General features: G+C 64.5%; 14 protein-coding genes and 2 pseudogenes. 10 read left to right on the forward strand and 6 right to left on the reverse strand.

The features are described 5' to 3' along the window. Positions 1–29: 29 nt before the first annotated feature. A complete protein-coding gene (locus tag ABD301_RS20450; protein WP_344311854.1) occupies positions 30–1064 on the reverse strand; it encodes a LacI family DNA-binding transcriptional regulator in 1035 nt (344 codons plus the stop codon). 88 nt (positions 1065–1152) lie between these two features. Here ABD301_RS20450 and ABD301_RS20455 point away from each other — a divergent pair, with 88 nt between their 5' ends. Then, the gene (locus ABD301_RS20455) at positions 1153–1332 is read left to right on the forward strand and encodes a hypothetical protein (RefSeq protein ID WP_163572201.1); all 180 of its coding nucleotides are present in this window, start codon (positions 1153–1155) and stop codon (positions 1330–1332) included. A 78-nt stretch (positions 1333–1410) separates the two neighbouring features. Here ABD301_RS20455 and ABD301_RS20460 read toward each other — a convergent pair whose 3' ends face one another. After that, positions 1411–1848 carry a TA system VapC family ribonuclease toxin gene (locus tag ABD301_RS20460; RefSeq protein ID WP_163572200.1) on the reverse strand — a complete coding sequence of 146 codons (438 nt, stop codon included), beginning with the start codon at positions 1846–1848 and terminating at the stop codon, positions 1411–1413. Beyond that, positions 1845–2087: a type II toxin-antitoxin system VapB family antitoxin gene (locus tag ABD301_RS20465; protein WP_344311855.1), complete on the reverse strand. Its 243-nt coding sequence runs from the start codon at positions 2085–2087 to the stop codon at positions 1845–1847. Before ABD301_RS20465 ends, ABD301_RS20460 begins: the two co-directional genes overlap by 4 nt. Between ABD301_RS20465 and ABD301_RS20470 the strand changes: the two genes are divergently transcribed. Continuing rightward, entirely contained in the window at positions 1975–2733 is a 759-nt protein-coding gene (locus ABD301_RS20470; protein ID WP_344311856.1) for a helix-turn-helix transcriptional regulator, read from the forward strand. The genes ABD301_RS20465 and ABD301_RS20470 overlap by 113 nt on opposite strands. On the opposite strand, the gene ABD301_RS20475 is transcribed toward ABD301_RS20470, so the two are convergent. Continuing rightward, on the reverse strand, positions 2712–3035 hold the full coding sequence (locus ABD301_RS20475; protein ID WP_163572198.1) for a hypothetical protein: 324 nt from the start codon (positions 3033–3035) through the stop codon (positions 2712–2714). The two genes, ABD301_RS20470 and ABD301_RS20475, sit on opposite strands and share 22 nt — an antisense overlap. Before the next feature lie 142 nt (positions 3036–3177). On the opposite strand from ABD301_RS20475, the gene ABD301_RS20480 reads away from it, so the two are divergent. From ABD301_RS20480 to ABD301_RS20515, 8 genes and pseudogenes are all read left to right on the forward strand, one after another. Next, on the forward strand, positions 3178–4779 hold the full coding sequence (locus ABD301_RS20480) for a peptide-N4-asparagine amidase (RefSeq protein ID WP_344311857.1): 1602 nt from the start codon (positions 3178–3180) through the stop codon (positions 4777–4779). Between the two features lie 215 nt (positions 4780–4994). Continuing rightward, positions 4995–6520, forward strand: a pseudogene (locus tag ABD301_RS20485) (HAL/PAL/TAL family ammonia-lyase). A gap of 19 nt (positions 6521–6539) precedes the next feature. After that, positions 6540–7865: an FAD-dependent oxidoreductase gene (locus tag ABD301_RS20490; protein ID WP_163572197.1), complete on the forward strand. Its 1326-nt coding sequence runs from the start codon at positions 6540–6542 to the stop codon at positions 7863–7865. Positions 7866–7867: 2 nt separating this feature from the next. Then, positions 7868–8692 carry a p-hydroxycinnamoyl CoA hydratase/lyase gene (locus tag ABD301_RS20495; RefSeq protein WP_344311859.1) on the forward strand — a complete coding sequence of 275 codons (825 nt, stop codon included), beginning with the start codon at positions 7868–7870 and terminating at the stop codon, positions 8690–8692. 10 nt (positions 8693–8702) lie between these two features. Further along, a complete protein-coding gene (locus ABD301_RS20500) occupies positions 8703–10259 on the forward strand; it encodes an AMP-binding protein (RefSeq protein WP_344311860.1) in 1557 nt (518 codons plus the stop codon). A gap of 323 nt (positions 10260–10582) precedes the next feature. After that, positions 10583–11188 (forward strand): hypothetical protein, encoded by a 606-nt coding sequence (locus ABD301_RS20505; RefSeq protein ID WP_344311862.1) that lies wholly within the window; start codon positions 10583–10585, stop codon positions 11186–11188. A gap of 206 nt (positions 11189–11394) precedes the next feature. Next, on the forward strand, positions 11395–11961 hold the full coding sequence (locus ABD301_RS20510; RefSeq protein WP_163572194.1) for a hypothetical protein: 567 nt from the start codon (positions 11395–11397) through the stop codon (positions 11959–11961). Between the two features lie 187 nt (positions 11962–12148). Then, positions 12149–13114: a zinc metalloprotease gene (locus ABD301_RS20515; RefSeq protein WP_344311864.1), complete on the forward strand. Its 966-nt coding sequence runs from the start codon at positions 12149–12151 to the stop codon at positions 13112–13114. A gap of 39 nt (positions 13115–13153) precedes the next feature. Here the strand turns inward: ABD301_RS20515 and ABD301_RS20520 are convergent, their stop codons facing one another. Further along, positions 13154–13813 carry a hypothetical protein gene (locus ABD301_RS20520; protein ID WP_344311866.1) on the reverse strand — a complete coding sequence of 220 codons (660 nt, stop codon included), beginning with the start codon at positions 13811–13813 and terminating at the stop codon, positions 13154–13156. A gap of 241 nt (positions 13814–14054) precedes the next feature. Continuing rightward, positions 14055–14486, reverse strand: a pseudogene (locus ABD301_RS20525) (hypothetical protein); the annotation flags it as partial.

The raw sequence follows: 14486 nt of genomic DNA on the forward strand, positions 1-14486 counted from the left end.
ATGGTGATGCGAAGGCGCACTAGCTGAGGTCAAGGGGTGGCACCGCCCCCCGTGGTCTCGCGCCGGGTCAGCCGCGGGACGACCAGTTCGACGCCACTTGGCGGTGGGCCACCGACATCTGGGTCGAGCAACGCGAAGAGGGTGCGCATGGCCCGCCGGGACACGTCCCGTGGCTCCAAAGAGACGTTCGTGACGGCCGGCTCCATCGACTCCGCGGCGGCGTCCGTACAGACCCCGACCACCGAGACGTCCCGACCCGGCCGCCGGCCGGCGGCGGCCAGCGCACGCAGCACGTGCGGTACGGCCACCGTGTTCGGCACTACGAGGCCGCAGTCCTCGCCGGCAGCCTCCAATGCCGCGGCCACCGCGGCGCGAGCACCGGACCGGGTCCGCTCGAGCGGCTGCACCAGGTGCGACTCGACTCCCGCGGCGGTCACCGCCGCGTCCACACCGCGTTGGAAGCGGGCCACGTAATTGAGTTCGCGGGACACCACATCCGGCGGATAGCCGATGACCGCGATCCGGTGGTGCCCGGCGGCCACCAGTTCGCCGACCGCGAGCCGGCCGGCTTCGGTGAAGTCGAGGTCCACGCAGGACAAGCCGTCCGCGTCGTCCGGCACGCCGATCAAGATCACCGGCACCCGCAGCGCCGCGATCACCGGGATCCGCGGGTCGCGCGCCTCGATATCCATCAGCACGATTGCGTCGCACAGGGAGCGGCCACCGAGTCTGGTCAGAGCCGAGGCGCCTTCGTTCGCGGTCACCAGCAGTACGTCGTAATCGACCGCGCGGGCACACTCGGTGATCGTCTCCAGAAACGGCAGCAACCCCATCGGATCGGACACCTCACCGAACGGCACCACCAGCCCGATCACTCGAGTTCGCCGGCTCGCCAGCGCCCGCGCACCGGCGTTGGGCTGGTAGGTCAGCTGCTCGATCGCGGTCTGCACCCGTTTACGGGTCTCTTCCGAGATCGGCCGCTTGCCAGTCATCACGTACGACACGGTGCTTTGCGAAACACCTGCGATACGAGCCACGTCCCTGCTGGTGAACACCTGAGTCATTGCCAATCATCGATACGCATCGACACCGGGGTTGTGATGGTAACCACACGCGACCACGAACTCAACCCCGACGAACAGAACATCCGACATGCTCGCATCGGGACAATTTTGTCGGGAAAGGGACGCACTTGGCGTACGCGCCGGAGCTGGCGGTGGCATTGTCGCCGGCGCCGACTCGTTCTGGGATGGCGATGTTCGCGTCGACCGGCGGGTGGTCTGGTCGCCAAGCCTCGCCGAATCCGCCGACAGTATGACCATGCTGGGCTGAGGGCGCTGGCGGCCCTTGCCGGCTTCAGTTTCCTCATTGTCGATGTCAGGGGCCGGTCCGGATCGCTCGGCGATACTTTTAGTCGACGAGTGGGTTTCGTACCTTGATCGCGGTGCTGAAGCGTCCGAAGTCCCGATCGGCCGACCAGAGTTCTTGGACGCCATGTGCGGCGCAAAGAGCGGCAATTCGCGCGTCGTGAACCATGGGGCCGATAACTTTTCCGTTGTTAAGCAGAATTTTCAGCTGTTTCCAGTAACCTGCCGGCTCGCCCAGCAAGGTGAGGGTGGGAGCTGCCAGCCATCCGTCGAGTTGGGTGATGGCTTGGTCGCGGGTGCTGGGCGGGTCGTAGATCTTGCGATGGGTGGCGATGGCGTAGAACTCGTGCAGGCACGGCCAGGGGATGGCCCAGCTGGAGCGTCCTTCGGCGAGACCTTTGATCTGGGCGGCCGCTGCGGCGTGGAACTCGGAGTCGCGGCGGTGCGCGTAGACGAGGATGTTCGTGTCGACGGCGATCATGCGGGCTGCGAGTAGATCTCGTCGCGGACCTGTTCCCAATGCGCGTCGCGGAATTCCGGCTGCAGTCCGTGACCATCAACGCTGGCGTCGGGCAAGGTGAATGGCGGCTCGCCGGTGCGCTGTCTGATGACGGTGCGTAGCCCAGCTTCGACCAGCTCTTTTAGTGTTGTTCGCTCGCGACGGGCGATCTCCTGTGCCTCTCGAACCAGCTCGTCAGGCAGGTTCACAGTAGTCTTCATACGGCTAACCATATCACCTGAGCCGTATAGCCGGCTCGCGTTTGCAGCGTCACCTTCGCGGCTGGAGCTGCCCAGGGAACTGCACGACGTGGCCGCCCACCACCTCAGCGGCATGGTGCTGCAGGCGCACGCCGCCCGGATCATTCAGCGCAAGGCTCCCCAGGAATTGGACGAGTCGGTGGCCAGCATCGAGATGGCCGGCGCGGAGGCGCTGGCCGCGATCCGCCGGGTCGTCGGCCTGCTACGCGAGACCACCGAAACCGGCAGGCCCAGATCGGAGCAACTGGGCGAGCTGATCGACCAGTTCGAACGGCACGGTCCGGTCGTACGCCAGCTCGCCGCCGCCGTCGCACCGGCCGGCGACATACCGCTGTCCGGGCGCGAACTGGACGTGGTCCGGGCGATCGCCCGTGGCCGTACCAATCAGGAAATCGTCGCGGAGCTGTTCATCTCACTGAGCACCGTCAAAAGCCACCTGTCCGGCATTTCAGGCCAAGCTGGGCCTGCGCAACCGGGTCGAGGTCGCCGCCTGGGCGTGGGAGAACCGGATAGCCGGAGCCATCTAAGCCGGGCCGATCACGACGGACGCGTCCGTCGTGATCGGCTGCTCCAAGTCCTCGGCGGTCAGGCGAATTCGGCGATATAGCACCCCGAGATCCAACCGGTCACGCCCGTACGCCGGTCGGTGGAGCGGTCCCAGACGAGGTCGTTGCAGCCGGGAGGCGAGTCGCCGAAGCCGGTCTCGTGGATGATCAGCAGGTCGCGCGCGCAGAGTCCGACTGCCCCGTAGCCGGTGCCCGGGCCGCTGCGGATCTTCACGTTGTCCGTGCATCCGCACACGGTCGTGGAGGTGTTGCAGTAGGCGGCGGGAGAGGCCGGAGCCGCCGAGGCCGGTGCGGCGAAGGCCAGTACACCAGTGGCGAGGGCGGCGGTTAGTAGTGTTTTCACGAGGTCCGATAGTGACACCGGCCGCTGGCATTTCACTGTCAGGCGGCTGTCGACTTGTCCGGCATCCTGGCGGTTTCGGCCCGCGATCGTTAACTGGCGCGTAGATTGCCGGCTGGCAAGTCTGGTCGGGAGGAGCCCCGGGATGACTGTACGACGTGTCCTGCTGGTTTTGGCCGTACTCACGGCGATGCTCGGATTGTCGGTGCCAGCCGGCGCTTACGTCGAGCCTGGCGCCGACAATCCGGTGACCGCCGAGCCGCCGGTTTCGCGACCGGCCGGGCCGCATTGCGCGGTCACGCTCGCGAACCACTTCCTGTCGAACGCGCCTGACGGCACACCGCAGACTTTCTCCGGCACGCTCACGCCGCCGGCGGCTTGCCCGGGCCCGTGGGCGAAGGTCGTTATGGACTACACGGTGAGCGTCAGCGGGCGTCAGTACGACCGGATTGGCGACCTGCGGATCGGCGACACCGAGGTCTACTGGGGGACCACCGAGGAGCCCGGCGGGCCGACACCTATCACGTACACGGTGTCCAAGGACGTGACCGAATACAGCGCGCTGCTGGGCGAGCCGCAGTCGTTCACTGGTGGCATCGGCAACTACCTGAGCAGCGTTTATACCGGCAACTACGACCAGACCGTGACGTTCACGTACTACCGTGGCGCGGCGCCGGACGTCCCGGATGCGGTCGTCGGCTTCCCGGCCCAGCATCTGTCGCCGGCCGCGAATGTCACGCACCTGAGTCTTCAAAACCTGCCGCGGAACATCACGCGTGCCTATCTGGAGGTCACGCTCGAAGGTGGCGGCTGCGACGAGCAGTGGTTCAGCGACGTACCAGCCGACGTGGCGGCGAAATACCCGAACGCCGGCATGTGTACGCACGGCCCCTACCGCGAGGCTGACGCCTCTCTCGACGGCACGTCAATGGCCGCGGTGCACACCTTCCCGCACATCTATACGGGTGGGATCGTGCCGACGTTGTGGCGGCCGATACCGGCGATCCACACGTTCAGCCTGCAGTCCGAGCGGGTAGACATGACGCCGTTCGTGGGCCGGCTGGTCGACGGGCGTACGCACGATCTTGCGTTCAGCGTGCAGAACAACGGCGACTCGTGGAGCGTTGTGGCCACGCTGCTGCTCTACACAGATCACCATTGGGCGCGTACGTCCGGAGCGCTCACGACCGCCAGCGTCGCGCCGACCGCCGTGGAGCACGTGACGGAGTCCGCGATCAGCGGCGGTACGCGCGTCGTCGACAGCACGTCGCGTACGGACGTCACGGCCGGCTATGTGGACACGTCTGCGGGCCGGGTCTCCACGCGCGTGGTGCGCACGATGGCCTATCGCAACGACGACACGGTCACGGCGAATGGCCTGGCGCAGAGGATCGTCCAGTCGGACGCGGGTACGCAGACCGCCACGTCAACGGCCGGTGGACGGATCGTGGCGAGTACGCGGCACGCGTACGACTATCCGATCACGATCGACTACTCGGCCGCCGCGTACGTGGACGACCAGAACTTCTCGCTGACCGGCACGGTCGACATGACGCAGACGCTGGTCGACTCCGTCGCCGGTGCATCTACCGAAAACGTGCGGTCTTACGGCATCCTGTCCCGTACGAACGGCGTGACGAGCGAGTCCGACGGCCATTCGACGTCGCGCTACGCCGGCGTCGACGACCGTGGGCATCCGTACGTCCAGGTCCTCGCCAGCAACCACGGTCGCGTCGACCGGAACTGACTGTAGCGCTAAAATATATGACAAATGTATATAGTTTCTGAGTTGTTGGCAACCCTTTTCCGGCTTGCCGTGAATTTTCGTGCCGTGATGATATTCACCATGTTCTGAAGGTTGACGGTGCGGTATCGTCCCGATCCGTGCTGGCCACGAATGCATTCAATTCCACTTCTGATACCCGTCCGCCGTTGGACGGGCATCAGCTGACCTGCGATGACGTGATCGCGATCGCGCGGGGTACGGCGACGCCGCGCATCGACGCCGAGGCGGTCCGAAGGATGGCGGCGTCGCGCGCGGTGCGGCAACGTGTCGTCGAGTCGGGACAGCCGGTCTACGGCGTGACGACCGGGTTCGGGGACAGCAACATCCGACAGATCTCGGCGGCCAAAACCGCGCAACTGCAACGAAATCTGATCCTTTACCACCTCACTGGCAGCGGGCCGGTGGCCACCGTACAGGTCGCCCGCGCCACATGGCCATCCGAGCCAACTGTCTGGCCCGCGGCTATTCCGGCGTAAGACCGGAGCTGGTGCAGCTGCTGGTCGACTGCCTGGAGCACGACATCACCCCGCTGATCCCCGAACGCGGATCGGTCGGCGCGAGTGGTGACCTGGTTCCGCTGTGTTACCTCGCCGCCATGCTGATAGGCGAGGGCGACGTGCTGTACGGCGGCAAGCGGATCACCGCCGGTGCCGCGCTGGCCGCAGCCGGCCTGCGGCCCATCACGTTGGAAGCCAAAGAGGGCCTGGCGCTGATCAACGGCACGTCGTTCATGGCCGCGTACGCGGTGTTGGCCCTGCAGGAGGCCACCGAGCTGGCGTACGCTGCCGAACTCTGTACGGCGCTGGCTTCCCAGGTATTGCTCGGAAACCACGCGCATTTCGCGGAGTTCCTGGAGCGCCAGAAGCCGCATCCCGGGCTGGCCGCGAGCGCGGCCACGGTCCGGACCCTGCTGGCCGGATCCCGGCTGGGCGATCCGGATCGCCGGTCCGGGCCCGCTGCCGTCAACGGGTTCCGCGAGCTGGACGTACCCATCCAGGACCGCTACTCGGTTAGGTGCGCGCCGCACGTCATTGGCGTTCTGCGGGACACGATGGGCTGGGTGGAGTCATGGCTGACCGCTGAGATCAACTCGTCCACCGACAACCCGCTTTTCGACATCGACGCGGATTTGGTGCACAGCGGCGGAAACTTCTACGGCGGTCACGTCGGGCAGGCGATGGACGCCTTGAAGCTCGCGGTCGCCAGCGTCGGTGACCTGCTGGACCGTCAGCTTGAGCTGGTGGTGGACGAGAAGTTCAACCGTGGCCTCACGCCCAACCTGATCCCGCGGGTAGCCGACCACGACTGGGCCGCGGGCCTGCACCACGGGTTCAAGGGAATGCAGATCACCGCGTCGGCATTGGCCGCCGAGGCACTGAAACTCACCAATCCGGCGACCGCGTTCTCGCGTTCCACCGAGGCGCACAACCAGGACAAGGTGAGCATGGGCACGATCGCCGCCCGGGACGCGCGCGATATCGGCGAGCTGGTCGCGCAGGTTACCGCGATCCAGCTGCTGGCGCTGTGCCAGGCGGCTGACCTGCGCGGTCCTGAGCTGTTGAGCCCAGCCACCCGGGCCGTGCACGTACATATCCGCGACCGGGTCTCGTTCGTCGATCAGGACCGCCGGATGGACGGCGACATCACCGCGATCGTCGCCCAAATCCGTTCCGGAGCGCTCCGGAACGTCAGTTCCTTCTGAGAATCCAGGGAGCCCGCAGATGACAAACGACTCGTACGACGTGGTGGTGATCGGCGGCGGACCGGCCGGTTCGACCAGCGCCGCGATGCTCGCCGGCCGCGGCTACTCGGTGCTGGTCCTGGAACGGCAGCGTTTCCCACGGTTCCACATCGGCGAATCGATGCTGACGTACACGGCCGCGTTGCTGGACCGGCTGGAGCTGGGCGACCGGATCCGGGCGACCGACTTCCCGATCAAGACCGGTGCGGAGTTCTGTGACGAGCAGGGCCGGGCCACCCGAGTCGACTTCACCGACCAGGGCGAGGGCCGGGCGCTGACCACCTTCCAGGTGGAGCGTTCCGAGTTCGACGACATCCTGTTGCGGCACGCCACCGACCGCGGCGCGCAGGTCGTGTTGGAGGCGCGAGTCAACCACGTCGACACGGTCGACGGTCGAGTTGTTGGTGTCACGTACACAAAAGACGGGGAACGGCACACGGTCACCGCGCGGCACGTACTGGACGCGAGTGGCCGGGCCGGCGTGATCGCGAACCAGCACCTGCGGTCCAGGAAAATGGCCGAAAGGCTGAAGATGGTCGCGGTCTTCCACCATTTCGACGGGGTTCAGGAGACAACCAACCCCGGGGTCGAAGGTGACATTCAGATCGGCAGCCACCGGGACGGTTGGGTGTGGGCGATCCCGATTCGGCCGAACAAGCTCAGCGTCGGTACGGTCACCCGGCCGGAAACCCTCCAGAGCGCAGCGTCCTCGGAGCAGCTGTTCACCGACCACGTGTCCAGAATTCCACGGATTCGTCAGCGGATCGCCGGACTGGACGGCGGCGAGCTGCGTACTGAGAGCGACTTTTCCTACTACAGCGACACAGTGACCGGGCCGGGCTTCTTTGTGGTCGGTGACGCCGGATGTTTCATCGACCCGATTTTCTCGGCCGGCGTGTATCTCGCGGTCAGCAGCGGCCTCAAGGCCGCGGAGATGACCGACCAACTGCTGGGTGGTCACCTCAGCGAAGAGGACGCGGGGGAGCTGTACGGCCGGTTTTACAAGACCGGCTATGACACGTACTTCCGGCTGATCTGTGCTTTCTACGACCACGATTTCAAGATCGGCCGATTCCTGAAGAGCACCGGCGTGCGGGTGGATCCGGTGTGGGTCGCGAGGCTGCTCGGCGGCGACTTCTGGAGTGCGAAGAACGCGTTGGGCAACCACCTGCGTGGTCTCCCTGAGTACGCGACTTTCGCTCCGTACGAACCACTTTTCGGTTGCCCGGTCTATCCGGAGCTGGACCGGTTGGAGTCGGCGACGCCAGACCTGACCACCCGGCCGGATCTCGTCGGACAGTCCTGACGATGTCCAACGTCCTGCTTGAGTGCGAGGGCTCGATCGGCTGGGTTGTGTTGAATCGGCCGGAAAAGCGCAACGCGATGAATCCCGCGTTGAACGCCGAGATGCTCGACGTACTCGACGAGGTGGAGGCCGACGACAGCATCGAGATCATGGTGCTCACCGGCGCCGGAACGGCGTTCTCGGCCGGCATGGACCTGAAGGAGTATTTCCACGAAATCGACTCCGCACCGCCGGCCCGGCAGCGCCAGGTCCGCAGGGAAGCGTACGGCTGGCAGTACGAGCGGCTGCGGATGTTCCCGAAGCCGACGATCGCGATGGTCAACGGCTGGTGTTTCGGTGGCGCGTTCACTCCGCTGGTCTCCTGTGACCTGGCGATCGCCGCCGAGTCGGCAACCTTCGGGCTTTCCGAGGTCAACTGGGGAATAATCCCGGCCGGTGTGGTCACCCGGGATCTCGCGGCGGTGCTCGGATATCGCACGGCCTTGGACCTCATCATGACCGGCCGCACCTTCGACGGACGGGAGGCCGCGGCGATGGGGTTGGTCAATTCGGCCGTACCGGCGGCGGATCTGCGCGCTGAGGTGATCGCGCTGGCTGACCGGCTGCGGGCCAAGAACCCGGCGACGCTGCGGGCCGCCAAGGAGGCTTTCAAGATCTCCCATGACATGCCCTGGGAGCAGGCGCGCGACTATCTTTATGCCAAGCTCGACCAGATGAGGTTGCACGACACCGAAAACGGTCGGCAACGTGGGCTGGAACAGTTCCTGGACAAGCAGTTGAGACCAGGTTTGACGGCCGTTCCCCGCGAGCCACCAGCCTCGTTGTGAGGGTGGTGCCATGAACGAATCGCTGGCGACCATTCTGGAGACAATCGCGGACCTGCGTGCCGATCGGCTGGCCATCTCCCAGGGCGACCGGCGGTTGACCTGGGCGGAGCTGGATAATCGCGCGGCCCGGCTGGCTGCCTACCTGGCCGGCCACGGCATCGGGCCGGGCAGCCGGGTCGCCATCGCGCTCTACAACGGTCCTGAGTACATCGAGAGCGTTTTCGCGGTCCTGAAACTGCGAGGAGTGCCGGTCAACGTCAACTATCGTTACCGGTCAACCGAAATGCGGGAGATCCTGGCTGGATCCGGCGCGCGGGCAGTGGTTCTGGACGAATCTCTCAAAGAGCGCTTCGACGCCGTACGCGACGACCTCCCGCGGTTGCGGACCTTCTTGGTCGTCGGCGCGGTGGGTACGTACGAAGAAGCCCTCGGTGATCCGGCGCCGCGCATCGGTCGCAGCGGCGACGACCTTTGGGTGACGTACACCGGCGGCACGACCGGTAGTCCGAAGGCCGTCGTCACGAGACATTCGTGGGTCTACAAGGTGTGTACGGTCAACGGTTTCACCCTGCTAGGACAGCCGGTCCCGGACACTCTGGAAGATCTTCGAGCAGCCACCAGGAAAGTCTCCGGAGATCAGCTCGTCTACCTGCCGGCGCCGCCGCTAATGCACGCGACCGGCATGTACACCACCCTCGGTGGCTTGGTCGCGAGCGGCAGGATTGTCTATTTGGCAGGCAAATCGTACGATCCGGCCGAGGTTGCCAGGACCATCGAACGTGAACGGGTGGACACGATGTCCATTGTCGGCGACGTTTTCGCCAGGCCGCTGGCGGATGAGCTTGACGCCCACCCGTACGACATCTCCAGCCTGAAGCGCATCGTAAGTGTCGGATTGGCCTGGTCGAAGGAAATCAAAACCCGGCTGCTCGCGCACGGCGACATTCTCTGCCGGGAGATGGTGGCGGCCACCGAAGGAGGCCCGTTCGCCTTCTCCGAAATGACCAGGGAAAAGCCTGCCGAACTCCGGCTGGCACCCGGCGCCAGGGTGGTCGACGAGAACAACCGCGATGTCGAGCCAGGTTCCGGTCAGACCGGAATCATGGCCGCGCCGGCGGACAATTTTGTTCACTACGAAGGCGATCCGGATCGTACCGAACTGACCTTTCGTAGGTTCGACGGGCAACGTTGGGCAATGCCCGGCGACCTGGCCACCGTACGTGCCGATGGCACCGTGCATCTGCTTGGTCGGGGCAGCGGCGTTATCAACACCGGTGGTGAAAAAGTACACGCGGAAGAAGTCGAACAGGTCGTCGCCAGGCACCCGGCGGTCCGCGAGGCAGTGGTCGTGGGAGCGCCTGACATGCAATGGGGCCAGGTGGTAGTCGCGATCGTCCAGCTTCAGCCTGACGCGACTCTCGACCTCGCCGCACTGGCCGCCCACGTCAGCGACTTTCTCGCCGCGTACAAGAAACCACGCCGCCTGCTGATTGTCCCGGAGATCCGTCGAAGCCCGGCCGGGAAAGTGGACATGCGCTGGATACGCGACGAAATCGTGACCAGCTAAGAACTGCCACGGTAGCCGCCGCCTGCGCGCGGCCGGTTTCGGTTGGTTCCCTCGTACGAACGACCTTCCCTCGCACGGCCTCGCTCGCGCGAGGGAGTCCGAGATCGCTCGCTTCGGCGATACGCGGCCGGCCGTACTTCTCTAGCGTCCTGATTTGGTACATCAGCAGACATAGAGGAGACAGATGACAAATGACATCACCATCCCCAGAGTAAGGCAACTGTCGGCGTGGCGCAGAGCCGGCGTTGCCGTGCTGGCAATGGCGTGGGCAATGGAAGCCATTGCGATCAGGATTGACGTGCGCTAACTAAGGAGAAGAAGAAATGATCGCGCTCAACACAAACCGGTCGCCTGCGTGGCGCAAGGTCAGTCTCGCCTTGGTGGCACTTGTTCTGACACTGGGGACGGGCTTGGTTCAGACAACAAGCGCGTCGGCCGACACTTCATTGGCGCATGTCCGCACTACTGACAAGATTGAGCCGTCGGCTGCTGCGGCTCATGCAAAGGCCAATCCTGATTGCGTTGGTCAAGTCGTTTACGAAGTCCACGTGCAGGAGCTCGGTTGGCAGCCGTCGGCCTGTGATGGCGGCGACGCTGGCAGCACCGGCAGCGGTCTTCGTTTGGAAGAGATCCAGATGGTCGTTGGATGGGGAAACATCTGCCTTCAGGGTCACGTTCAGAACATCGGCGACCAGGAATGGAAATGCGAGGACCTCTCTGTTCGCCGGCGCGCGGAGGCAGGAACAACGGGCCAGGGTCTACGCCTGGAAGGCGTTCATATCCTGACGTGGGGAGGCCCGACCCTTTGCGCGCAGGCATACCTCCAGAACACGGGCTGGCAGCAGGCGCAGTGCGGTGCCGCCATCTGGGTGGGCACTTCAGGTCAGGGCATTCGGATGGAAGCCTTCAGGGCGTGGCGTAACACGTGATTCACGCGCGGATCGTCACCGCCGCATACTGAATCGACATGCCCGCAGGGTATCTCGCCGAGACCAAACAGGTATTGGGCATCTGTCGCTGCCCGAACCAGACTTCTCAGGGTGACCGTTGGCTGTTGGGGTATTCGACCGCTGACGAATGTCATTGAACACGGACCACCCTGCTGTCCTTGAACCATTCCGAAAGGAATACGGAAATGCGAAAGCTTCTTGCTGTACTGGTGGCTACTGCCGTCTCGATCGGATCTTTCCTCGCTGTGGCGGAATCGCCCGCTGGTGCGGCGCTGATTGCCAACTCCCATCAAAATGTCACTCTCGTCGACCGGCAGGGTCATTTGCGTACCGTCGTCGCCAATCAGAGCCCGGCGCCAGGGGTGCCGGCAGAGGTGCAGATGTACCAGGTTGCCGCGTCCTACATGCACAACAAGAGTAAAATCGAAGCACTGGCCGAGAGCCTCTGTTGGGATTCCTACGGGTGCTTTTTTGCTGATGCCAACGGTGGAGGCCAGCTGATCCGAATTCCAAACGGTCAGGGAATCAACGATCTGACGCAGATACAGTGCCCCGTGACACTGGGCTGCCGGGCCGGCACATTCAATGACAGTCTCACCTCTTGGGCGTCCAACTGGAACTTCACCGGCTACGTCGACGCCCACTACGGATGCCATGACGGCCTCTGCTGGCGCCTTGAGCAACTCCCCCGAGGGGCATACCGGAACGTTCCCGCGAACGCGAATGACCAGATCTCGTCCATTCTCGGCTAGCGACACCTGATTCCCTGGTGCCAGTAGGTGGAGGCGCCGGATTAATATCCGGAGCCTCCATCGCGGCCGCCGCGGAAGCGATATTCCGCTTAGAGAAATGGCGGTGGAAAGAGTCGCTGGATATTGTGGAGTGTCAGCTGTACGGTCACTGCTGACGGCCGTAACCTGCTGAAAACTGGGAGAATCGTTGAAGGCGCACAAGATGGTGCTGGCCCTGGCACTGGCCGGCTCGGTCGCGTTGGTTCCCGGAGCAGTCGATGCGCCGCCGGCGAAGGCTAATTGCCTTAACACGCCGGCGGCGCACACGACCTCTCCGCACGATCCGAACAGCCTCTCGGGAAGCCGCTCCATCCAAGGGTCGGATGCCGCGGAGGAGATCCTGCGCACCGCGTACGACCGGCACACGCTGCCGCGGACCATGCTCACCAAGGGGCCTGATGGCAACGTCCACGCCCGGCTGAGTAGCGGCCAGGCGAAAATTCCGGTAAATGTCCACGTCGTACACGACGGCGCCACCGGCATGGTTCCGGTCAACGAAATCCTTCGGCAGATCGCCGAGCTGAACAGGGACTATGGCAACACTCCGGCGAAGATGTTCAGCTTCTGGCTCCACGACGTCGACTACACCGACAACAAGGCCTGGCACTATGCCATGGCGATGCAGCCGGACGAGAAGGCCATGAAATCCGCGCTGCGCAAGGGCGACGCCAGCGAGCTCAACCTCTATTTGAACGAGCCGGGCTACGAGAAGCCCGCCGATCTGATCGGCATCGCGACCTGGCCTTGGGACTACCAGGCGGCGCCGGAGCTGGATGGTGTGATGCTCAAATACAGCACAGTTCCCGGTGGTGGCGCCAAACCCTTCGACGAGGGCAAGCAAGCGAGCCACGAGACGGGGCACTGGCTCGGGCTCTATCACACCTTCGAGGGCGGTTGCGCGGCTCCAGGCGACTATGTGGACGACACGCCGGCTGAGGCGGCGCCGACCAGCGGCTGCCCGACCGACCTCAAGGCGTGTGACAACACCACTCCGGCGCCAGTCCACAACTTCATGGACTACAGCGACGACCGGTGTCTGTCGCAATTCACTCCAGGCCAGGCGCAACGAGCGGCCGACCACTGGTTGGCTTATCGCTATCGGGACCGGCTCTGATCTTTCAGGATTATTCTGACGATTGGGCCCACTTCTGGCTCATGCGTTCGTGCGTCGGGGTGCGAGCTGTTGGATGCCGCATAGTTGTACGCAGCCGATAATGGTCGCTGGGGCCACCACGAACCCGAGAATGAAGCTGATTCCTGAGAAGGTGAGCCACAACGGCCCCGGGCCCCAGATAATCAGAATGATCGGGATTCCGGGGAGAACCGCTGAGCCGAGGCCTATCAGGGCCCACGTGCCGGGCTTCTCGGTGACGTAAGCGTGGATCGAGCGCCCACCGGCGAATATCGAGTAGACGACGCAGGCGATTGAGCCTGGGCTGAGAGTGAACCAGTTCAGGTCGTCGTGCCAGCCCACCACACTGAGAACCACGTGCAGCAGGACGTTCCCCCACGGAATCGCCAAAATGAGCCAGCTCGCCGAGACAAGCGCCAGGAGTGCGGCGGCTACGAATCGTACGATGAGGCTACGACGGTCACTACGGGCAGCCAGATCGCGCAGGAGGTCGCTGGTCCGCCCGACGCCCTCGACGGATTTCTTGTACAGGCCGTAGATGAGCGCGGCCCAGCTCAGCAGCGAGATCAGCAGGACGAGCCACGGGTTGTCACCGACCAGATCCCGAAGGATCTCCCAGATGTCCGGCGCGTTCTGAAGGCCCGGCCCATCGGCCAGCTCTATGGCGTGCAGGGCTTCCACGTTCCGCCTTCCCCGAAAACGGCCGCGCTGCCACGGCCGGAGGTAGAGAACAGTCAACCGGTTTTGTTGGCCCAGATGCCGCAGCTGACTGTCGCCATCCTCGGCGGAATGCCTCTGAGCAGGCGATATTAGCCAGTGACACAGGACGATGACCGGACGCCAACCGGCGGCCCGGGCAGGTATAACACGCCGGGTTGCCTCTCCTTCACCACCTATCGGGCCGAACGTTGGGAACCATGGACTAGAACGGTGGTGGTGGGTATTCGTCGTTGGGTGTGACGTCGTAGGTGCGTCCGGTGGGGCTGGTCCAGAGGAATCGTCCTGGTGTGGGTTGGGTGACGGTCCAGCCGTGTTCTTTGATGTCGTTGTGGAATTTGCAGGCCGGTCCGGCACAGTCGTACGCGGTCTTCCCTTCCGATTCGCGGAAAGGGATGGTGTGGTCGAACTCGCAGGTCGCCGCCGGTCGGTTGCAGGCGGGGCCGCAGCATCGTTGGTCGCGGGCGTTCACCAAGTCCCGCAGCGCCTTGGTCGGGCGGTAGCGCGTACGGCCGTGGTCGATCACCACTCCGCTGACGGGGTCGGTGAGGATTCGGTACCACTCACTGGTGTCGTCGCCGGCGAGTTCGCGGGCGCGTTGCGCGGTCATCGGCCCGTAACCACTCAGGACCGCGGG

Origin of the sequence: Fodinicola feengrottensis (assembly GCF_039530045.1) — a bacterium.
Taxonomy (GTDB): domain Bacteria; phylum Actinomycetota; class Actinomycetes; order Mycobacteriales; family HKI-0501; genus Fodinicola; species Fodinicola feengrottensis.